This is a genomic window from Rheinheimera sp. F8 (assembly GCF_001518915.1).
On sequence record NZ_CP013656.1, the window covers coordinates 2,381,803 to 2,401,980 of the forward strand.

Below are 20,178 nucleotides of genomic sequence, written 5' to 3' on the forward strand. Positions count from 1 at the left end.
AGGCATAAATCATGGCAAAAGAAATACTATTAGTTGTTGATGCGGTTTCAAACGAGAAATCGGTTCCACGGGAAAAGATCTTCCAGGCGCTTGAATTTGCGCTGGCTGCAGCTACTAAAAAGAAAAATGAAGGCGATATTGAAGTTCGTGTCTCGATTGACCGCAAAACGGGTTCATATGAAACATTCCGTCGCTGGTTGGTGATCCCGGATGACCAGGTGCAGGAACATCCGTTCCGTGAAATGACGTTGTCTGCAGCGCAGTACGACGAACCTGAGTTAAATGTCGGCGATTATGTCGAAGAACAAATTGATTCGATTCAATTTGACCGTATCACCACGCAGATGGCCAAGCAGGTCATCGTGCAAAAAGTACGTGAAGCAGAACGGTCTCAGGTTGTTGAAGCTTATATTGACCAGGTTGGCGAGCTTGTGACCGGCGTGGTCAAAAAAGTGAACCGTGAAAGTGTCATCGTCGACCTTGGCAACAACGCAGAAGCGATGTTAGCCCGTGAAGAGATGATCCCACGCGAAACATTCCGTCCGGGCGACCGCATCCGTGCTTTGTTGTATGCAGTGAACCCGGAAGCCCGTGGTGCCCAGCTGTTCTTAAGCCGGACCCGCCCGGAAATGCTGATTGAGCTGTTCCGTATTGAAGTGCCGGAAATTGGCGAAGAAATGATTGAAATCCGTGGCGCAGCCCGTGATCCGGGGTCACGCGCGAAAATCGCAGTGAAAACCAACGACCGCCGGATCGACCCGGTTGGCGCTTGTGTTGGTATGCGCGGTTCACGTGTTCAGGCTGTATCTGGTGAGTTAGGTGGCGAGCGGGTCGACATCGTGTTGTACGATGATAACTCCGCACAATATGTCATCAACGCGATGGCACCAGCTGAAGTTGCTTCGATCATCGTTGACGAAGATGCACATGCGATGGACATCGCTGTGGAAGACTCTAATCTGCCGATGGCCATTGGCCGTGCTGGTCAGAACGTGCGTCTTGCCAGTCAGCTGACACAGTGGGAACTGAACGTCATGTCAGTATCTGACATGAAGAAAAAGCACCAGGAAGAGACATCTAAAGTCCTCAGCGTCTTTATGGACGCGCTGGAAATCGACGAAGATTTCGCGTCAATTCTGGTCGACGAAGGGTTCTCCACACTGGAAGAAGTGGCATATGTGCCAGTGTCTGAATTACTGAGCATCGACGGTCTGGACGAAGACACAGTCGAAGAGTTACGTAAGCGCGCCAAAGCGGTTCTGACGACCCGCGCACTGGCCAGTGAAGAATCACTGGAAGGTTCACAGCCAAGTGAAGCGCTGCTGAATCTGGAAGGAATGGAGACCCACACCGCTTATGTTCTGGCCAGTAAAGGTGTGGTTTCGCTCGATGATCTGGCCGAATTAGGTGTCGATGATTTGATTGAAATTGAAAAAATGGCAGAAGAAAAAGCTGCTGCATTAATTATGGCTGCACGCAATATCGTTTGGTTTAGCGAGCAGAACTGATAGGTCAACGGAGGAAACTATTACATGGCAGATGTCACGATAGAAAAACTGGCCAGTGATGTGGGAACGACTGTTGATCGGTTGGTTCAACAATTTGCTGATGCAGGTATTGCAAAGCAGTCTGGTCAGATGGTCAGCGAAGATGAGAAAAAATCTCTGCTTGAGCACCTGAGTAAACAACATGGTGGTGCCAGCAGCGAGCCGTCACGGCTGACGCTGAAGCGCAAAGAAAAATCAACGCTGAGCGTAAGCGGCGGCGCTGGTCGCAACCGTGAAATTCAGGTTGAAGTGCGCAAGCAAAAAACCTATGTCAAACGTCCGATCATGGATGAAGCGGCATTAAAAGCCGAAGAAGAAGCGCGTCTGGCCGAAGAAAAAGCGAAAGAAGAGGCGCGTCTTGAAGCAGAACGTCAGGCCGCGGAAAAACGCGCCCGTGACGAGGCTGAACGGAAAGCTGAAGCAGAACGTAAAGCGGCCGATGCTAAACGCCGTGAAGCAGAACGTGCACAGCTGGCGAAAGATGATCCGGAAGAAGCGGCACGTCGCACGGCAAAAGAAGAAGCCAAACGCGAAGCCGAGCGGATTATCGCTCAGCAAGACGCTGAACGTCTGCGTAAGCTGGAATTAGAAGCACAGCGTCAGGCCGAAGAAGCCCGTCGTCTGGCTGAAGAAAACGCAGAGCGCTGGTCACAGGAAGCTGCACCAGCGGTTGAAGTCGGTGATTACCACCTGACCAGCAACGTCTTCGCCAAACGTGCCGAAGATGAAGAAGATTCACGCGATGAGCGTGGCGGTCGTCGTCATGGCAAAAAAGCGCCAGTTGGCAAAGCCAAGAAAAAAGATGACGCGGACGATAAAGACGCCTTTAACCGCGCCAATCGTCATAAGAAAAAGAAAACCCCAACCAGCATGCAGCATGGTTTTAATAAGCCAGCGCAGCCGGTGGAGCGTGAAGTGAAAATTGGTGAAACGATCACTGTAGCCGAACTGGCTGCCAAGATGGCTGTGAAAGCATCTGAAGTCATCAAAGTGATGATGAAAATGGGCGCTATGGCGACCATTAACCAGGTGATCGACCAGGAAACTGCCGCCATCGTCTGTGAAGAGATGGGCCACAAGTTTACGCTGACTCGTGAAAACGAGCTGGAAGAAACGGTGATGGCAGATCGCGAAGGCGAAGGTGCGCAGGAACATCGTGCGCCAGTCGTGACGGTGATGGGTCACGTTGACCACGGTAAAACCTCATTACTCGACTATATCCGTAAAGCGAAAGTGGCTGCAGGCGAAGCCGGTGGTATCACCCAGCATATCGGTGCTTACCACGTCGAAACTGACCGTGGCATGATCACCTTCCTCGATACCCCAGGTCACGCCGCGTTTACATCGATGCGTGCCCGTGGTGCCAAGGCGACGGACATTGTCGTACTGGTTGTTGCAGCCGATGACGGCGTAATGCCACAAACCAAAGAAGCTATCCAGCACGCGAAAGCAGCTGGTGTGCCAATCGTGGTGGCAGTGAACAAGATTGATAAACCAGATGCAGATCCGGACCGTGTGCGTAACGAATTGTCGCAATACGGTGTGATTTCAGAAGAATGGGGCGGCGATACCCAGTTCGTGCAGGTTTCTGCAAAAACGGGCTTAGGTATAGATGACCTGCTGGAATCATTGCTGGTGCAGTCTGAATTGCTGGAACTGACAGCGGTTCGTGAAGGCATGGCGCGTGGTGTAGTCATTGAATCCCGTCTTGACAAAGGCCGTGGTCCTGTAGCGTCTATCCTGGTACAGGAAGGTACGCTGAGTCAGGGCGACATCGTGTTGTGTGGTCTGGAATACGGTCGTGTCCGTGCGATGCGCGACGAAAATGGTCAGGACGTGAAAGAAGCTGGTCCGTCAATCCCGGTCGAAATTCTGGGTCTGTCAGGCGTACCGTCTGCCGGTGATGAAGTGACAGTAGTGCGTGACGAGCGCAAAGCCCGTGAAGTTGCCCTGTACCGTCAAGGCAAATTCCGCGACGTCAAACTGGCACGTCAGCAAAAATCTAAGCTGGAAAACATGTTTGCCAACATGACCGAAGGCGATGTGGCCGAGCTGAACATCGTACTGAAAGCTGACGTACAGGGTTCTGTCGAAGCGATCAGCGAGTCGTTGTCGCGTCTGTCTACAGATGAAGTGAAGATCCGCATCATCGGTAGTGGTGTTGGTGGTATCACTGAAACTGACGCCACTCTGGCAGCAGCTTCTTCAGCCATCGTGATCGGCTTCAACGTTCGTGCTGAGGCCAATGCCCGCAAGATCATCGAAGACGAAGCGCTGGACTTACGTTACTACAGCATCATTTATGAACTGTTGGACGAAGTGAAAGCGGCGATGACCGGTATGCTGGCTCCAGAGTTTAAGCAGCAGATCATCGGTCTGGCGCAGGTTCGTGACGTGTTCCGCTCACCGAAATTTGGTGCAGTTGCTGGTTGTATGGTCACTGAAGGTATCGTCAAACGCAATGCACCAATCCGTGTTCTGCGTGACAACGTGGTGATCTACGAAGGTGAACTGGAATCACTGCGTCGCTTTAAAGACGACGTCTCTGAAGTCCGTAATGGCTTCGAGTGTGGTATCGGCGTGAAGAACTACAATGATGTCCGTGAAGGCGACCAAATCGAAGTATTCGAAGTGGTTCAGGTTGAACGTACACTGTAATCTATTGAGTTAATAGAAATTATTAAATGAAGCAGGGGCCAGCGGCCCCTGTTTGTTTCTGATTTCAGGTGAGAATTATGGCAAAAGAATTCAGCCGGGTTGACCGGCTCGCCCAGCAGATGCAGCAGGAAATGGCACTGATTCTGCAACGGGAAATTAAAGATCCACGCTTACACACCATGATCACAGTCTCTGATGTGGATGTGTCAAAAGACTTATCCCACGCCAAGGTCTATGTGACTTTCCTTGGACTGGAAGCCGATAAGGTAAAACAAAACCTCGACATTCTGAATGATGCCAGTGGTTTTATCCGCAGTCTGATCGCCAAGCGGATCCAGGCGCGTATCGTACCAACCGTTCGTTTTTACTTCGATAAGTCGCTGGATGAAGGTATCCGGATGGCAAATCTGGTTGAAAATGTGCGTAAAAGTGACGAACAGAAACGCGTCGCAGCAGGCCAGGAGCTGGATCCAAGACCAGGTACTGAGACCAAGTCAGACGAAGAAGAATAACAATGGCGCGTCGTATCGTTGATGGCATTCTGCTGTTAGATAAGCCGCTGGAAGTGTCCAGTAATGGCATTTTACAGCGCGTGCGCTGGTTATTTCAGGCGGAAAAAGCCGGTCACACCGGCGCTTTAGATCCGCTGGCTTCTGGTTTATTACCGATCTGTTTTGGTGAAGCGACCAAATTCAGCCAGTTTCTGCTGGACACTGACAAGACCTATGAAGTCAGTGCGCGCTTTGGTGTGCGCACTGATACTTCAGATGCTGCCGGTGAAGTGATTAGTGAAAAGCCGGTTAATTTTGTGCTGGAGCAGCTGCAGGCGGCGGTAATAAGCATGCGTGGCCCGCAAATGCAGGTGCCAACGATGTTTTCGGCGCTGAAGTATCAAGGCCAGCCTTTATACAAATATGCGCGTCAGGGTATCACAGTGCCGCGTGAAGCCAGGCCTATCAACATCTTTCGCTTTGATTTGCTCGATTTTGACGGACAGGACGCACGGTTTATCGTGCACTGCAGCAAAGGGACTTATATCCGTACCCTGATTGATGATTTGGGTGAAACGCTGGGATCTGGTGCTTATGTTACTGCGCTGCGCCGGACTCAGGTCGGGCCATTTCAGGCCAGTCAGATGTTGACGGACGAATTTTTGGCGCCGCTGAATCAGGCGCAGGATTGGGCCGGGCTGGATGCACTGTTATTACCGATGGACTATGCGCTGGCTGGTTTGCCGCGTCTGATGCTGGACCCTGCTGCGGTGAAACGCCTTCGCCATGGCCAGACTGTGTTGTTAACGCCTGAACTACTGGAATTACTGCCAGTGGGACCGAGTGATGCAATAGCACTGTATGACGAAAGCCAGGCTTTTATTGGCGTCGGCATGCAGGACGCTGCTGAGCTCAAAGTTCGTCGTTTGCTCAATACGGCGAATAGTTAAGATAATCCTTGTACTGCGAGTATGCTGTGTTAGAATGCGCGCTCATTTTTGGTCGTAGGCTGGATTAGTGCCTGGCTGCGATCGTATTTAATATCCTGGAGGATACTATGTCACTAACTACTGCTGAAAAAGCAAAAATCCTGGCCGATTTCGGTGCAAACGCTGCTGACTCAGGTTCTACTGAAGTTCAGGTTGCTCTGCTGACTGGCTCTATCGCCAAGCTGCAACCACACTTCGCTGAACACAAACACGACTTCCACTCACGTCGTGGTCTGTTACGGATGGTTTCTCAGCGTCGTAAACTGCTGGATTACCTGAAGCGTTCAGACTCTGCACGTTACGCTGCACTGATCGAGCGTTTAGGTCTGCGTCGTTAATCGACCAAACCAGTGAGAAAAGGGGCTTTTGGCCCCTTTTTTTATGGCTGAAATCGATGCCGATCTGAGAATACCGCAAAATCCTGTGATGCCCGTTTTCCTGCAATAAAAAGCGACGCTTTTTCCTGCCACTGTCTGGTCCTGAACTATCTTTTCCGCCTCTGAAACAGCTATACTGTGCCGCGCAATATCGAGCCAAAAATACACCGCGTAAAAGGCCCATCAGGCGCCCTCATCCACGCGTACAAGACAAAGGAAAAATATCAAGTGAATCCTATCGTAAAATCATTCCAGTTTGGTCAGCATACCGTCACGTTAGAAACAGGCGTTATCGCCCGTCAGGCTGACGGTGCCGTATTAGCCAGCATGGGCGACACCGCAGTGCTGGTCACTGTTGTTGGTAAAAGAGAACCAAAACCAGGTCAGGACTTTTTCCCTCTGACTGTAAACTATCAGGAAAAGATGTATGCTGCCGGTCGTATCCCAGGTGGCTTTTTCAAACGTGAAGGCCGTCCGAGTGAAGGCGAAACATTAACCTCGCGCCTGATTGACCGCCCAATCCGCCCATTATTCCCTGAAGGCTTCACTAACGAAGTTCAGGTTATCGCGACTGTAGTTTCTGTTGAGCCGGACATTCAGCCGGACATCATCTCTTTGCTCGGTACTTCTGCCGCACTGGCGATTTCTGGTATTCCGTTCAGCGGTCCACTTGGCGCTGCCCGCGTTGGTTATATCAACGACCAGTACGTACTGAACCCTTCAGAAACTGATCTGAAATCAAGCAAGCTGGACCTGGTTGTAGCCGGTACTGCTAATGCAGTACTGATGGTTGAATCTGAAGCTGAAGTGCTGTCAGAAGACGTCATGTTAGGTGCTGTGGTTTATGGTCATGACCAAATGCAGATCGCCATCAAAGCCATCGCTGAATTTGCCGCAGAAGCAGCAAAACCGGCCTGGAACTGGGTCGCAAAACCGAAAAATGACACGCTGATCAGCAAAATTGAAACACTGTCGACTGCCCCTGTTGGCGAAGCGTACCGTATTACTGAGAAAGCAAAACGTTACGAGCGTATCGGCGCGATAAAAGCTGAAGTGTTTGCCAAAATCAAAGCTGAACTGGCTGAAGGTGAAAGCTTCAACGAAACCGAAGCCGGCGACATCTTCCATAACCTGGAATCAAAAATTGTTCGTAGCCGTATCATCGCCGGTGAGCCGCGTATCGATGGTCGTGATAACGAAATGATCCGTGGTTTGTCTGTGATGACTGGCTTACTGCCACGCACACACGGCTCTGCACTGTTCACCCGTGGTGAGACGCAGGCGCTGGTGACCTGTACTTTAGGTACTGCCCGTGATGCGCAGACAGTAGACGATCTGCTGTCAGACAAAACCGATAACTTCCTGTTCCACTACAACTTCCCTCCGTTCTCGGTTGGCGAAACCGGCATGGTCGGTTCACCAAAACGCCGTGAAATCGGTCATGGTCGTCTGGCGAAACGTGGTGTTGCTGCAGTGATGCCAGAATTCGACAAATTCCCGTACACAGTACGGATGGTGTCTGAAATCACTGAATCAAACGGTTCAAGCTCAATGGCATCAGTGTGTGGTTCTTCTCTGGCGCTGATGGACGCTGGTGTACCAATCAAAGCATCTGTTGCTGGTATCGCGATGGGTCTGGTCAAAGAAGGCGACAACTTTGTAGTACTGTCAGACATCCTCGGTGACGAAGATCACCTGGGCGACATGGACTTCAAAGTGGCCGGTACCACTGCTGGTATCACTGCACTGCAGATGGATATCAAGATCGAAGGTATCACCAAAGAAATCATGCAGATCGCACTGAAACAAGCCAAAGCCGCCCGGATCCATATCCTTGGCGTAATGGATTCTGCAATCAGCACGCACCGTTCAGAGCTGTCTGAGCACGCACCACGTATCTATACCTTACACATCAACCCGGAGAAAATCCGTGATGTGATTGGTAAAGGCGGCGCGGTGATCCGTCAGATCACTGAAGAATCAGGCACGACTATCGAAATCGAAGATGATGGTACCGTGAAAATTGCCGCCACCAACAGCGCCGCTGCTGGTATCGCCATCGCCAAAATCGAAGCTATTACTGCTGAGATTGAAGTTGGTGCTATCTATGACGGTGAAGTGGTGCGTATTGTTGATTTCGGTGCCTTCGTTAACGTATTACCGGGTAAAGATGGTCTGGTTCACATTTCACAAATCTCTGATGAGCGCGTGAACAATGTGGCAGAACACCTGCAACTGGGTCAGAAAGTCAAAGTGAAGGTACTGGAAGTAGACAAACAAGGCCGTGTCCGTCTGTCTATCAAAGAAGCCAACAGCAAAGCGGGCGAAGCCCATGCCGAAGCAGTTAACTAAGCTGCTGCTGGCGCCACTACTGCTTGCTGCAGTAGTGGCATTGCCTGCCTGCCAACTGGTGCCAACAGCGCCAGTTGGTATCCTCGTTGAAGATCCGCTTGAACCAGAACCTCTTGCTGCACCATTTCGCACTGAAATAGCGGTCGCCCGTATCAGCGAAATGTTACAAAATGCCAAACTGTCTGAACCTGAACGTGCCCGCCTGCATTATGACCGCGGTGTGATGTACGACAGCGTCGGCTTGTCGGCGTTAGCGCGCTATGATTTTATGCGTGCGCTGCGTTTACAGCCAGATATGGCGGATGCCTATAATTTTATCGGGATCCAGCATACAGTCAGCGGTGATTTTGAGCAGGCCTACGATGCGTTTGATTCGGCTTTAGAGCTGGAACCTAAGTATCAGTATGCCTATCTGAATCGTGGTATTGCGTTGCAGTATGATGGCAAACTGGCGTTGGCGATCAACGATTTCCAACAGTTTCAGGCAATGAAACCGGACGATCCATATCGTAGTTTGTGGTTGTACCTGGCTCAGGTTGAACAATCTGCCCCACAAGCACTGGACACTCTGACCAAACATCAGAGCGCTTTGGATAAAAAAGCCTGGTCTTCACAGATTGTGGCGTTTTACCTCGGGCAAATCAGCGAAGCACAGCTGTTAAAAGCAGCCAGCAGCGATGTCACAGAGCCGCGGCAATTAGCAGAGCAACTGTGCGAAGTGTATTTTTATCTGGCTCGCTGGCATGGTCTGAAACAAAACCCGACGCAGGCAGTGGCATATTATAAAAAGTCACTGGCGACGAACGTGTATGAGTTTGTTGAACATCGTTATGCCCGTCTGGAAATGACCCGCTTACGTCAGGCGGTGGTCGAACAGGCGCACGAACAAGAGCCAGATCATCAGCACGAGCAAACACAAGAACCTGCGGAAACGCCGGACAGTGGTCATGCGCACTAATCAGGCGCTGTCACAACAAAAAGGCCGGCTTGCTGGCTTTTTTTTATTGCTGTTAAGTGCTTGCCAGCCCAGCGAGACGGTTGTGCCCGGCGCTTTGGAGTTTAGCAAGGCGCAGCAGGCCATCCAGGCGCAGCTGCCAATGAAGGCCGCTGAACATCTTGCGTTAGCCATTCAGCAAGGCCATCCGGCTGCTGCATTACAATGGTTGCAGCTCACGCAGCCTGAGCAAGGGCCACTAAAGCAGTATCAACAATTACAACGATGGCGCCAGCAGCAACCAGATCCAGATTCTGCTGCGTTATTAGGACTTTGGCAGCAACAGGGCCTGGCCGCACCTCAGTTATCACCAGAACCGGTCACCGCGCAGTGTCAGCTGCACATTCAGCCAGTGCTGACGTCAGCCTCAGCTATCAGTCACTGGCAGCGGTTTCGGCAGGACTGGCCGGCTTCTTCTTTTGCCACTTTACCTTTATGTTTTCTGCCGCCAGCCTTTGTCGATAGTCGGGCGCTGCAATGTTCTGAGACACCAGGCAGACGAATTCAATGCAATGCGCAGGTGCTGCAGGGGATCGTCAGCAGCGGCCGCGCACAGCTGCTGATGGTCGTTGCCGGACGCGGACAAGCCAGTTTTAACAATGGTTGGTTGCAATTGCCGGAAAATTTCACGCCAGCGTTATTTCGCCACGAATTCAGTCATGCCTTGGGCTTTCTGGATGAATATGCTTTACCGGCACCTGTGGCAGCAGCGGAATGCCAACGTACAGATCTGACGCCGAATATTCTGTTTGCTGCCGCCGATTTGGCGCGTTATGCCGATTATTGGCAACTGGCCCCCGAGCAAGTACGGTTAACGCCAGTCGCGACCTGCGACGCAGCAAACAAACAAGTGTTCCGCGTGGTTCAGGCAAACAGCCACATGCAGCACTTTGAATTGCCGGTTCCGGCTCTATATATCAATTTAATGCAGCAACAGTTGAAACAGCCGCAACAGGTAATGCCGGTGCAGTATTATTTTGCGGCGCTGGCACGCCAGCGGCAGGATATGGTCAGTTGGCAACAGTTGATGCAGCAGGCTGCTGCATTTGGCTATCCGGCCGCACAGGACGGCCTGACCGCGGCAGGACTTAGTTCGACAGCTCGTTGAGTTCGCGACTTAACAATTCAGCATCGCCAAGATTCAGCTCAAGTAACCGGCGCAGATGGCTGGCACTTTCAATATCAATTCGTTCACAGCGCAGCCCAATTGAGCCAGGGTGCATATGCGCAATACTGACGTCCATTTCCAGTACTAACTCAGATTGATCTAACTGAAATTGCAATTGGGCATGTTCACCTACCAGTCCCTTGAACTCTGCAGGGCGCTGGATCAGCGCGCCTTTTAACGACAGATCTGTCACTTGCGTGAAGAAATTCTGTCCCTGAAAACGCAGGGTCGCCTGATTACTATATAAAATACGGCTGAACTTACGGTTGTCCATGACAGCTCCTTGAGAAACTTTTAGAGCATAAGCCCTTTTGCTGAAAAAAAACAGGCTGTTGCGACACAGCCTGTTCCAGATCAACGCATATCCACCAATCAGAATTAACTGATGTCTTCGCCGGCAGCCTGACGGTCAGCATGGTAGCTCGACCGGACAAATGGCCCGGCGGCAACATGTTTAAAACCAAGTTCGAAGCCGATCCGTTTGATTTCATCAAACTCTTCCGGTGGCATATAGCGTTTGACCGGCAGGTGATGTTTACTTGGTTGCAGATATTGACCTACCGTCAGCATATCCACGTTGTGCGCCCGTAAGTCTTTCATCACTTCGATGATTTCTTCAGTGGTTTCACCGAGGCCAACCATCAGTCCTGATTTGGTCGACACTTCCGGATGTGCCTCTTTATAACGGCGTAACAGCTCCAGCGACCATTTGTAGTCAGCACCCGGCCGCGCCAGTTTGTACAGGCGCGGAGCAGTTTCCAGGTTGTGGTTAAACACGTCTGGCGGTGTCTGAGTCAGAATATCCAGCGCCGTGTCCATGCGGCCGCGAAAATCCGGTACCAGCACTTCAATTTTGATTGCCGGCGTTTCACGACGGATGGCGCTGATACAATCGGCAAAATGCTGAGCACCACCGTCACGCAGATCGTCCCGATCAACCGAGGTGATCACGACATATTTCAGCTTCATGTCTTTAATGGTCAGTGCCAGTTTTTCCGGCTCTTCAGCGCTCGGTGGCAGCGGGCGGCCATGCGCAACGTCGCAAAACGGACAACGGCGGGTACAAATGGCGCCGAGGATCATAAAAGTGGCAGTGCCGTGGTTAAAACATTCAGTTAAATTCGGGCAAGACGCTTCTTCGCAGACGGAGTGCAGGCCGTGCTTTCGCAGCGCGCCTTTGATTTCGTCGATGCGTTCAGAACTTTTCGGTAATTTGATTTTTAGCCAGGCCGGCTTACGCAGCATTTCTGCCGGTTCCGTTGGCAACACTTTTACCGGAATTAACGCCATTTTGTCAGCATCACGCAGCTTGACGCCTGGTTCCATACGGGCAGTTTTGGTCATCTGTACTAAAACCCTGTTATTTCCTGAAATTCACTGACGTTCAACAGCTTTACCAGCTGTGCGGTCAGTTGTTGTTTTGCCTGCAGCATGCTGACAGGTCCGCCCAAATCTTTGCTTTGTACCATCTGCATGCCGGCATACCCACAAGGGTTAATCCGGGAGAATGGCGACAGATCCATATCGACGTTCAGCGCCAGACCATGAAAGGTACAGCCTTTACGTACGCGCAGGCCTAATGAGGCCACTTTTTTTTCATCAACATAGACACCGGGCGCGTCACTCTTGGCATAAGCCTTGACCCGATTGGCCGCCAGTGTATCAATAATGCTTTGTTCGATCAGGTTCACCAGCTGGCGAACGCCTAAATTGCGACGTTTGATATTCAGCAGCACATAAGCGACTAGCTGGCCTGGGCCGTGGTAAGTCACCTGACCACCACGATCCACCTGGACCACCGGAATGTCACCAGGAAACAGCAGGTGCTCAGCTTTACCGGCCTGGCCTTGGGTGAATACGGGCGGATGTTCCAGCAACCAGATCTCATCGACAGTGCTGTCATCACGCTGATCAGTAAATTGCTGCATCCGTTGCCAGGTGGACGTGTAATCAACCTGACCTAAATCGCGGATTATCAGTGCATCAGAACAGGCCAATATGCATTCCTCAGATCAGTACTGCAGAGCGTAGCGCCGGCGGCATTATACGGTGTGTGTCACGCGGAGCGAGCATTACATCGCCGTTACATGACATAGCGGACCAGTTCAAGCCGGCCAAGTTCGGTATACAGCAGTTCGATATGGTCTTTATCGCGCACCACAACAGATACCGAAACAGAATGGTAATTGCCTTTGCTGGATGGTTTGACGCTGGGAGCATAGTCGTTGGCACCGGCATGTTGATGCAGTGTTGCAATGACTTGCGGCACTAAATCCTCATGTGCGACGCCAAGCACTTTGAAAGTGAAAGCGCAGGGGAACTCCAGAAATTCGTCAAATTTGGTATCTTTAACCACAGTCACCATAGGTCACCTCTTGCTTGTGGTGGGGAACAGCAAAAAAACGGGCCTTATTCTAACAAAAAGTCCCGGGCTGTGCCGGGACTTTCTGCATTGCGCCAATATTGACGTGGCGTTTATTGCAACTGCATCTTCACGTAATCGACCAGACGACCAAAAATGCCTGCCTGTTCAATATCTTCCAGAGCAACTAATGGGTACTCTGCCACATCGGCCTCATTCAGTTTCAGATAAACAGTGCCCACCACCTGACCTTTGGCGATAGGCGCTACCAACTGTTGGCTCAGTTTAAAATCGGCTTTGATATTCTTGCGTTGACCGCGTTGTAAGGTGATTGGCGTTTCGCTCAAGACACCCAGGCTGATCATTTCTTTGCTGCCTTGCCAGACGCGCTGCGATGCAAATTCTTCACCGGCCTTGTATGGCGAGAAAGTTTCGAAAAAGCGGAAGCCATAGGTCAGCAGTTTTTTGTTTTCGGCTTCGCGGGTTTTGGCGCTGTCTGTGCCCATCACCACGGAAATTAACCGCATGCCATCTTTGGTGGCAGAAGTGATCAGGCTGTAACCGGCTTCTGAGGTGTGACCGGTTTTGATGCCGTCAACATTCAGGCTTTTATCCCATAACAAGCCATTACGGTTGTATTGCTTGATGCCATTAAATACATACTCTTTTTCTGAGTAAATTTTGTATTCGTCCGGCACATCTTTAATCAGCGCGACAGACAGTTTCGCCATATCGCGCGCTGTGGTGCGCTGTGCTTCATCCGGCAGGCCGTGGGAATTGACATAAGTAGTATTGTCCATGCCAATCCGCTTGGCGTGTGCATTCATCAGCTCAACAAAGGCGCCTTCAGTGCCGGCGATATGTTCGGCCATCGCGACACAGGCATCATTGCCCGACTGGATGATAATGCCACGGTTTAACTCTTCGACTGAGATGGTGGCGCCGACTTCAATAAACATTTTACTGGAGTCGCTGTATTGTTTGGCCCAGGCATTTTCACTGATGGTGACCTGATCGGTGGGCTTCACATTACCATTTTTGATTTCGGTGCCAATAACATAACTGGTCATCATCTTGGTCAGACTGGCTGGTGCCAGTGAGGTATCAGCATTGCCTTCGGCCAATACTTTACCGGTATGAAAATCAATCAGGATATAACCTTTGGCGTTGACTTCCGGCGCAGTAGGGGTGATTTGCACGGCCTGGCTATGGGCAAAAAAACTAAAGCAGCTCAGGCTGCTGGCAAGTAAAAGACGACGATACTGATTCATGAGACTCTTTCTTATTGTGCTAACAGGTTAATTTAATTCGACTTTTCAGCCACATAAGCTTTTGTTGGTGAAATATGCTTTTGGATATTCACCTGAACGCACTGTGTCCAGCACATGCTGCGCATTGTTTTGTAACGGACCAGCCAGTAGCCGGAATAAGCCGTTCACTGTTTCAATCGCTGTAGGTACGGACAACTGCTGCTGCAATTCGTTCCCGAGCCGCTGTACTTTGGCTTTGTCGCTGCTGGCGAGCAACTGGATATAACAGCCGTCCGCACTTGATGCAGTAGCAAGCTGCGGGCGGTTAGCGCTGGTATTGCGCGCCTGTGTTGGCGCGATCTGTGGTGATGTTACCGGTGCCGCGACAGTCGCAGTCCCGGCCGGATTATAAGGCCGCTCGACAAATTCATTGCTGCGGCTGGGACGATCGCTGGGTGTCACTGGCTGATAGGGAATATCCGGCAATTTGGCAATTGGCGTGGCGAAACTTTCCTGGGATGCCATCGCCGGCGATGAGATTAATTCCAGTTTGACCCGTCCGGTGCCGCCAGGAAAAATACCGAGCTTGTAGGCGGCTGAATATGACAAATCGATAATGCGGTTGTCGTGAAATGGCCCGCGATCATTGACCCGCACAATGGCCGTGCGGTAATTGTCGAGGTTGGTCACCCGCACATACGATGGTAATGGCAGAGTTTTATGCGCCGCGGTCATCGAAAAGACATTGTAAACTTCGCCGTTTGACGTCAAATGACCATGGAATTTACTGCCATACCAGCTTGCTGTGCCTTGCTCTTCATACTGCAGAATATCGGTACGAGGCGAGTAATTTACGCCATAAATATTGTATGGTTTGTTGCCACCACGGCTTAAGCCTTCGACCGTTGGTTCCGGGTCACGCAGTTCATCTTCTGTCGGCAATCGCAGCGGAATACTGTCTTTGTCCTGCGAATAACGGCCGGCATTCGGGTCCATGTTGTCGCGCAGGCCAGTGTCTGATTGCTCAGGCGCACTGGAACAGGCGCTGAGCACGACTGCGAACGCAATGACGGATATTTTTTTGCCGCAAAAGGGCAGGGAGAAAAATGCGGAACTGTGCTTCATGATTGTTTTGCTAACATCCGTTTGTGGGTACTGATCGACATCAGAATGCCAAAGCCGGCCAATAAAGTAACCATCGATGTGCCGCCGTAACTAATTAGCGGTAACGGCACACCGACTACTGGCAGGATACCAGATACCATACCGATATTGACGAACACATAGACAAAAAACGTCAGGGTGATGCTACCGGCGAGAAACTTACTGTAATTGTCCTGCGCCTGGCTGGCGATCACCAGGCCGCGTCCGAGAATAAACAGGTAAATCGCCAGCAGAGCCAGCACACCCATCAGACCAAATTCTTCGGAATAAACCGCAAAAATAAAGTCGGTATGCCGTTCCGGCAAAAACTCCAGCTGTGACTGAGTACCGTGCAACCAGCCTTTGCCTTCAATACCGCCGGAACCAATCGCGATTTTTGACTGAATGATCTGGAAGCCTTTCCCAAGTGGATCCCGCTCTTCGTCCAGCAGCGTTAACACCCGCTGGCGCTGGTAATCATGCATCAGAAAATTCCACAGTACGGGGATAAAACCGGCGATTAGTGCTGCGATCACGCCGATGATCTTCCAGCTCATGCCGCTTAAAAATATCACGAAGACCCCGGCAACACAGACCAGGATCGACGTGCCGAGATCCGGCTGTTTGGCAATCAACAATGTCGGCACCAGACAGATGACAAATCCAATCAGAATATCGCGGATCCGGGGCGGGATCGGTTGATTCCCCATATACCAGGCGACGGCCATCGGTACTGCCAGCTTCATTAGTTCGGATGGCTGGAATTTGGTAAATCCGAGGTCAAGCCAGCGGGTGGAACCTTTGGCGGTATAACCAAACAACTCGACCAGCACCAACATCACGACACCGACAGAGTACAGCGGTACTGACCAATGCTGATAGGTTTTGGGATTAATTTGCGCCAGTGTAAACATCACCACCAGCGCAAAGCCAAGCCGCGCAACTTGCTGTTCCAGTTTGACCAGGTCTTGTCCGTCAGCGCTGTACAGGGTGAGCAGGCCCAGTATCGTTGCGCACAGCAAGCCAATCAGTAATGGTAAATCAATGTGCCAGCGCTGCAGGCGGTTGCTGCTGGTTTCCGCGAAACTATTCATAAACCGCCTCCGGTGGGGGCCGTGGCGTTGTTGCCGCCATTTTGCTGCTGACCATTTTGTTGGGTTTCATCGTCCAGCTGTGGCGCCGGTAGATCTTCCGGCTCCGGTGTGAGGATCACTGGCGCAGCATTTTGCGGCTGGCCACGCGCCGGTACGTTGTCGGCGTTGGTCTCCGCTGCTGCAGCTGGTGGCGTTGTATTCACCTGAGTGGTAGTGGCTTTAAGCGCCGCCAGCTCTTTTTCAGCTTTATCGCGCGCCGCCTGTTCAGCATAACGCTGTTCCCTTGCCACCATTGCCGCTGCGCGCTCAGTCTGCATTTTTTGTACAGTCGCGCGGTCTGGCAACTGCGGTGTGTTGTATTGCTCGGAGAAATAGTAGTCCATCAGCTGGCGGGCAACGGGCGCAGCATTGGTGCCACCACCGCCACTGGCGACGTTTTCCACAATGACTGAAATAACAATTTCCGGTTTGTCATGCGGCGCATAACCGACAAACAATGCATTATCGCGATGACGTTCGTTGACGTTGCTGGCTTTGTATTTCACGCCAGCGGCGATATTAATGACTTGCGCCGTGCCGGTTTTACCACCGACAGTGTAAGGGACGCCGATAAAAGCACCGCGTGCGGTCCCACCTTCCTGATGTGCTGTGCGATACATGGCTTCGCGTGCGATGGCCCAGTTTTGGGGATTGACCACTTCAATCACCTGCTGCAACGGCATTAACAGCGACGTCTGGCCGGTGCTGTTACGAAAGCTCTCACCCAGGCGCGGTGTGATGCGGGCGCCATCGTTGATCAGTGTCGCTGTGGTCAGCGCGATCTGTAGCGGCGTAGACTGCCAGTAACCCTGACCAATACCGATGTTGATGGTATCACCCGGCCCCCAGTTTTGTTTACGCCGGACTTTTTTCCACTCGCGACTGGGCATCAGACCTGCGGTTTCTTCACCGATATCAATGCCGGACAAATGGCCATAGCCTGCTTTTTGCATAAAGTCGGAGATGCGGTCGACGCCCATTTTATAGGCCAGATCGTAGAAATAGGTATCACAGCTTTTGATAATGCCGGTATAAACATCCACATAACCATGGCCATACTTAATATGGTCACGCCAGGGCCGGCTGACTTTTGGCAAACGATAAAAGCCCGGATCCGGGACTCGGGTATGTTCGGTGACGATGCCGGATTCCAGGCCTGCCACAGCCATCAAAGGCTTCACTGTTGATGCCGGCGGGTAAACGCCTTGGGTCATCCGGTTCACCAGCGGGCGGTCGGGAGAATTGAGCAGCATGCGGTAATCTTTGCCGCTGATGCCATGCACAAATAAATTCGGGTTATACGACGGGTTCGAATAAAACGCCAGAATGCCACCGGTGCGCGGATCCAGCGCGACAATAGCGCCGCGGTTCTCGCCCAGCGCTTCCTGAGCTTTTAATTGCAAGCCTAAATCCAGCGTCAGATGTAAGTCATCGCCGGATACAGCGGGTTGTTCGCGCAGCGTGCGGATCACCCGGCCACGGTTGTTCACTTCGACTTCCTGAAATCCGACAGTGCCGTGTAGCTGGGTTTCGTAGAAACGTTCAATACCGATTTTGCCCATATCCCGGGTGGCGGCATAGTTTGGGCTTTGGCCGTCTTCTTCGATTTTCTTAAATTCTTTGTCGTTGATTTTGCCAATATAACCCAGCGCATGCGTCAGCAGGTCACCATACGGATAATGGCGGGTCAAGCGTGCTTCCAGCGTTACGCCTTTGAGTTTGTGCAAATGCACAGCGAGACGCGCGACTTCCTGCTCACTCAGTAACTCTTTCAGTGCGATACTTTTAAACCGGCGCTGCGCTTTCACTTCTTTAAAAAAATCGGCTTTTTGCTCCGGCGTGATGTCGATAATGGCGGATATTTGCTCTACTGCTGCGACTAGATCCGGCACTTGTTCCGGGACCAGTTCCACTGAATGTACTGGTGCGTTTTCCGCCAGTAAAGTGCCGCGCCGGTCGAAAATCATGCCGCGATTCGGCGACAGTGGCACCAGCTTGATGCGGTTGCCGTCGGCGCGGGTGGAATATTCTTCATAACGCACCACCTGCAGGTTATACAGGTTGGCGATCAGGATGCCAAAACACAGCAGAACAAAACCAAAAGCAAATAATGCCCGGCGATTAAACAGCAGGGTTTCAAAGGCCAGGTCGGCGATGGCAATACGGGATTTACGCATCCGTTACTCGCGGTGATAAGGATGGTTGGTACTGATACTCCATGCGCGGTACAGGCTTTCAGCCAGCACGACCCGCACCAGCGGATGTGGCAACGTCAGGGCCGATAACGACCATTTGCCTTCACTGGCCGCGATACAGGCCGGCGCCAGGCCTTCAGGCCCGCCGACCAGCAGACAAACATCGCGGCCATCGAGTTGCCATTGCACCAGTTTTTGTGACAGCTGTGGACTGGACCAATATCCGCCTTCTACTTCCAAGGTGATGATGCGGGCGCCTTTGGGCACGGCTGCCAGCATTTTTTCGCCTTCAAGATCCAGAATACGTTTGATGTCGGCATTTTTGCCGCGTTTACCGGCCGGGATCTCAATCAGCTCCAGCGGCATATCACGCGGGAAACGCCGGGCGTATTCTTCAAATCCGGTGGTTACCCAGGCAGGCATTTTGGTGCCAACGGCAATCAGCATCAGCTTCATTGATCAGGCCGCCCAGAGTTTTTCCAGTTGATAAAACTGACGGGATTCTTCCTGCATTACATGCACGACCACGTCACCCAAATCAATCAGCACCCATTCTCCGCCGCGATCGCCTTCAGTACCGATGATATGCAGGCCGGCTTTGCGCGCTTCGTTGACCAGATAACCGGCAACAGACCGCGTGTGGCGGTTGGAAGTGCCGGAACAAATCACCATATATTCGGTTTCGGAAGACTTGCCTTTGACGTCGAGCTGGATGATATCGCGGCCTTTCATGTCGTCGAGTTTGTCGACCACAAAGGCGACTAATTGGTGGCTGTGCACAGAGCGGAGTCCTTCAATTGCTAACACTGCATGTTAACAGTTTCTACCGGTCAAACCAAAGCGGCGAAGCCGGCTTTGTGCCGGCTTTTGCGCAATTTTTATTGTGGATACAGACCATGCTGACGGATGTAAGCCTGCACTGCTGAAATTTGCAGCGCCGCCGGGGCCTGACCGCTGCGAATTGCCGTGGCGGAGACGTCGACCGGTGGATTGGGTAGCAGCAAAATTTGACCGCAATTGGCTTGTTTTAATTGTGTGAAGCTGGTCGCACCAAACTGTTGCAATAACTCTGGTGCATCGCCATCAGCGCTGCTGTAACCCGGTCTGGCTAACACCAGTAAATGGCAAAGTGTCAGGATCTCGCGCCAGCGGTGCCAGCGCGTCAGATAGGCCAGTGAATCCATACCGATGACAAAGCACAAGATATCGCCGGGATATTGCTGTTTTAGTTGTTCCAGCGTATCGACGGTGTAAGAGGGCGTATGCCGTGTCAACTCCAGTAAATTGAGCTGCAGCTGCGGATAAGGTGCGATGGCCAGACGCACCATTTCGGCGCGGTGCAGACTACTGCTTGGCGAGTCGCGGTGTGGTGGTAAATGACAAGGTAGCAGGTCCAGACTATCGAGCTGACAATATTGCTGCACAAATAACGCCGACTGCAGATGCCCCTGATGAATAGGGTCAAAAGTACCACCGTAAAAGCCACGGAGTTTGGGCGACGGGGCGGGCGTTGACATTG

General features: G+C 51.8%; 19 protein-coding genes. 8 read left to right on the top strand and 11 right to left on the bottom strand.

Features of this window, described 5'->3' with window-relative positions:
* Positions 1 to 11 precede the first annotated feature (11 nt).
* From nusA to ATY27_RS10685, 8 genes are all read left to right on the top strand, one after another.
* Entirely contained in the window at positions 12 to 1,508 is a 1,497-nt protein-coding gene (nusA, locus tag ATY27_RS10650) for a transcription termination factor NusA (RefSeq protein WP_208930635.1), read from the top strand.
* A 24-nt stretch (positions 1,509 to 1,532) separates the two neighbouring features.
* On the top strand, positions 1,533 to 4,205 hold the full coding sequence (gene infB / locus ATY27_RS10655) for a translation initiation factor IF-2 (RefSeq protein ID WP_208930636.1): 2,673 nt from the start codon (positions 1,533 to 1,535) through the stop codon (positions 4,203 to 4,205).
* Positions 4,206 to 4,282: 77 nt separating this feature from the next.
* Entirely contained in the window at positions 4,283 to 4,717 is a 435-nt protein-coding gene (rbfA, locus tag ATY27_RS10660) for a 30S ribosome-binding factor RbfA (RefSeq protein WP_208930637.1), read from the top strand.
* Positions 4,718 to 4,719: 2 nt separating this feature from the next.
* Positions 4,720 to 5,646, top strand: coding sequence for a tRNA pseudouridine(55) synthase TruB (gene truB / locus ATY27_RS10665; RefSeq protein WP_208930638.1), 927 nt, complete (start codon positions 4,720 to 4,722; stop codon positions 5,644 to 5,646).
* Between the two features lie 107 nt (positions 5,647 to 5,753).
* Positions 5,754 to 6,023 carry a 30S ribosomal protein S15 gene (gene rpsO / locus ATY27_RS10670; RefSeq protein ID WP_208930639.1) on the top strand — a complete coding sequence of 90 codons (270 nt, stop codon included), beginning with the start codon at positions 5,754 to 5,756 and terminating at the stop codon, positions 6,021 to 6,023.
* A gap of 267 nt (positions 6,024 to 6,290) precedes the next feature.
* Positions 6,291 to 8,414: a polyribonucleotide nucleotidyltransferase gene (gene pnp / locus ATY27_RS10675; protein ID WP_208930640.1), complete on the top strand. Its 2,124-nt coding sequence runs from the start codon at positions 6,291 to 6,293 to the stop codon at positions 8,412 to 8,414.
* A complete protein-coding gene (gene nlpI / locus ATY27_RS10680; protein WP_208930641.1) occupies positions 8,395 to 9,372 on the top strand; it encodes a lipoprotein NlpI in 978 nt (325 codons plus the stop codon). The genes pnp and nlpI overlap by 20 nt, the downstream gene beginning before the upstream one ends.
* On the top strand, positions 9,362 to 10,516 hold the full coding sequence (locus ATY27_RS10685; RefSeq protein WP_208930642.1) for a hypothetical protein: 1,155 nt from the start codon (positions 9,362 to 9,364) through the stop codon (positions 10,514 to 10,516). Before nlpI ends, ATY27_RS10685 begins: the two co-directional genes overlap by 11 nt.
* On the opposite strand, the gene ATY27_RS10690 is transcribed toward ATY27_RS10685, so the two are convergent.
* From ATY27_RS10690 to nadD, 11 genes are all read right to left on the bottom strand, one after another.
* Positions 10,497 to 10,850: a PilZ domain-containing protein gene (locus tag ATY27_RS10690; protein WP_208930643.1), complete on the bottom strand. Its 354-nt coding sequence runs from the start codon at positions 10,848 to 10,850 to the stop codon at positions 10,497 to 10,499. The genes ATY27_RS10685 and ATY27_RS10690 overlap by 20 nt on opposite strands.
* A 104-nt stretch (positions 10,851 to 10,954) precedes the next feature.
* Positions 10,955 to 11,920, bottom strand: coding sequence for a lipoyl synthase (gene lipA, locus ATY27_RS10695; RefSeq protein WP_208930644.1), 966 nt, complete (start codon positions 11,918 to 11,920; stop codon positions 10,955 to 10,957).
* 5 nt (positions 11,921 to 11,925) lie between these two features.
* Positions 11,926 to 12,573 carry a lipoyl(octanoyl) transferase LipB gene (gene lipB, locus ATY27_RS10700; protein ID WP_208930645.1) on the bottom strand — a complete coding sequence of 216 codons (648 nt, stop codon included), beginning with the start codon at positions 12,571 to 12,573 and terminating at the stop codon, positions 11,926 to 11,928.
* An 86-nt stretch (positions 12,574 to 12,659) separates the two neighbouring features.
* Positions 12,660 to 12,941: a DUF493 family protein YbeD gene (gene ybeD / locus ATY27_RS10705; protein ID WP_208930646.1), complete on the bottom strand. Its 282-nt coding sequence runs from the start codon at positions 12,939 to 12,941 to the stop codon at positions 12,660 to 12,662.
* Positions 12,942 to 13,051: 110 nt separating this feature from the next.
* Positions 13,052 to 14,209, bottom strand: a complete 1,158-nt coding sequence (locus ATY27_RS10710) for a D-alanyl-D-alanine carboxypeptidase family protein (RefSeq protein WP_208930647.1) — start codon at positions 14,207 to 14,209, stop codon at positions 13,052 to 13,054.
* Positions 14,210 to 14,254: 45 nt separating this feature from the next.
* Positions 14,255 to 15,313 (bottom strand): septal ring lytic transglycosylase RlpA family protein, encoded by a 1,059-nt coding sequence (locus ATY27_RS19980; protein ID WP_279614554.1) that lies wholly within the window; start codon positions 15,311 to 15,313, stop codon positions 14,255 to 14,257.
* Positions 15,310 to 16,425 carry a rod shape-determining protein RodA gene (gene rodA, locus ATY27_RS10720; RefSeq protein WP_208930648.1) on the bottom strand — a complete coding sequence of 372 codons (1,116 nt, stop codon included), beginning with the start codon at positions 16,423 to 16,425 and terminating at the stop codon, positions 15,310 to 15,312. Before rodA ends, ATY27_RS19980 begins: the two co-directional genes overlap by 4 nt.
* The gene (mrdA, locus tag ATY27_RS10725) at positions 16,422 to 18,641 is read right to left on the bottom strand and encodes a penicillin-binding protein 2 (RefSeq protein WP_208930649.1); all 2,220 of its coding nucleotides are present in this window, start codon (positions 18,639 to 18,641) and stop codon (positions 16,422 to 16,424) included. Before mrdA ends, rodA begins: the two co-directional genes overlap by 4 nt.
* Before the next feature lie 3 nt (positions 18,642 to 18,644).
* Positions 18,645 to 19,115: a 23S rRNA (pseudouridine(1915)-N(3))-methyltransferase RlmH gene (rlmH, locus tag ATY27_RS10730; RefSeq protein ID WP_208930650.1), complete on the bottom strand. Its 471-nt coding sequence runs from the start codon at positions 19,113 to 19,115 to the stop codon at positions 18,645 to 18,647.
* Between the two features lie 3 nt (positions 19,116 to 19,118).
* Complete coding sequence (rsfS, locus tag ATY27_RS10735; protein ID WP_208930651.1) at positions 19,119 to 19,439, bottom strand: ribosome silencing factor; 321 nt, start codon at positions 19,437 to 19,439, stop codon at positions 19,119 to 19,121.
* A gap of 98 nt (positions 19,440 to 19,537) precedes the next feature.
* The gene (gene nadD / locus ATY27_RS10740) at positions 19,538 to 20,176 is read right to left on the bottom strand and encodes a nicotinate-nucleotide adenylyltransferase (RefSeq protein ID WP_208930652.1); all 639 of its coding nucleotides are present in this window, start codon (positions 20,174 to 20,176) and stop codon (positions 19,538 to 19,540) included.
* Positions 20,177 to 20,178: the final 2 nt, after the last annotated feature.

Excerpts from the sequence above, each read along its gene's own strand:
- infB (WP_208930636.1), top strand. The coding sequence starts at position 1,533 with ATGGCAGATGTCACGATAGAAAAACTGGCCAGTGATGTGGGAACGACT.
- nusA (WP_208930635.1), top strand. The coding sequence starts at position 12 with ATGGCAAAAGAAATACTATTAGTTGTTGATGCGGTTTCAAACGAGAAA.
- rlmH (WP_208930650.1), bottom strand. The coding sequence starts at position 19,115 with ATGAAGCTGATGCTGATTGCCGTTGGCACCAAAATGCCTGCCTGGGTA.
- mrdA (WP_208930649.1), bottom strand. The coding sequence starts at position 18,641 with ATGCGTAAATCCCGTATTGCCATCGCCGACCTGGCCTTTGAAACCCTG.
- rbfA (WP_208930637.1), top strand. The coding sequence starts at position 4,283 with ATGGCAAAAGAATTCAGCCGGGTTGACCGGCTCGCCCAGCAGATGCAG.
- lipA (WP_208930644.1), bottom strand. The coding sequence starts at position 11,920 with ATGACCAAAACTGCCCGTATGGAACCAGGCGTCAAGCTGCGTGATGCT.
- rodA (WP_208930648.1), bottom strand. The coding sequence starts at position 16,425 with ATGAATAGTTTCGCGGAAACCAGCAGCAACCGCCTGCAGCGCTGGCAC.
- ATY27_RS10690 (WP_208930643.1), bottom strand. The coding sequence starts at position 10,850 with ATGGACAACCGTAAGTTCAGCCGTATTTTATATAGTAATCAGGCGACC.
- ATY27_RS10710 (WP_208930647.1), bottom strand. The coding sequence starts at position 14,209 with ATGAATCAGTATCGTCGTCTTTTACTTGCCAGCAGCCTGAGCTGCTTT.
- ybeD (WP_208930646.1), bottom strand. The coding sequence starts at position 12,941 with ATGGTGACTGTGGTTAAAGATACCAAATTTGACGAATTTCTGGAGTTC.
- nadD (WP_208930652.1), bottom strand. The coding sequence starts at position 20,176 with ATGTCAACGCCCGCCCCGTCGCCCAAACTCCGTGGCTTTTACGGTGGT.
- rpsO (WP_208930639.1), top strand. The coding sequence starts at position 5,754 with ATGTCACTAACTACTGCTGAAAAAGCAAAAATCCTGGCCGATTTCGGT.
- truB (WP_208930638.1), top strand. The coding sequence starts at position 4,720 with ATGGCGCGTCGTATCGTTGATGGCATTCTGCTGTTAGATAAGCCGCTG.
- ATY27_RS10685 (WP_208930642.1), top strand. The coding sequence starts at position 9,362 with ATGCGCACTAATCAGGCGCTGTCACAACAAAAAGGCCGGCTTGCTGGC.
- ATY27_RS19980 (WP_279614554.1), bottom strand. The coding sequence starts at position 15,313 with ATGAAGCACAGTTCCGCATTTTTCTCCCTGCCCTTTTGCGGCAAAAAA.
- nlpI (WP_208930641.1), top strand. The coding sequence starts at position 8,395 with ATGCCGAAGCAGTTAACTAAGCTGCTGCTGGCGCCACTACTGCTTGCT.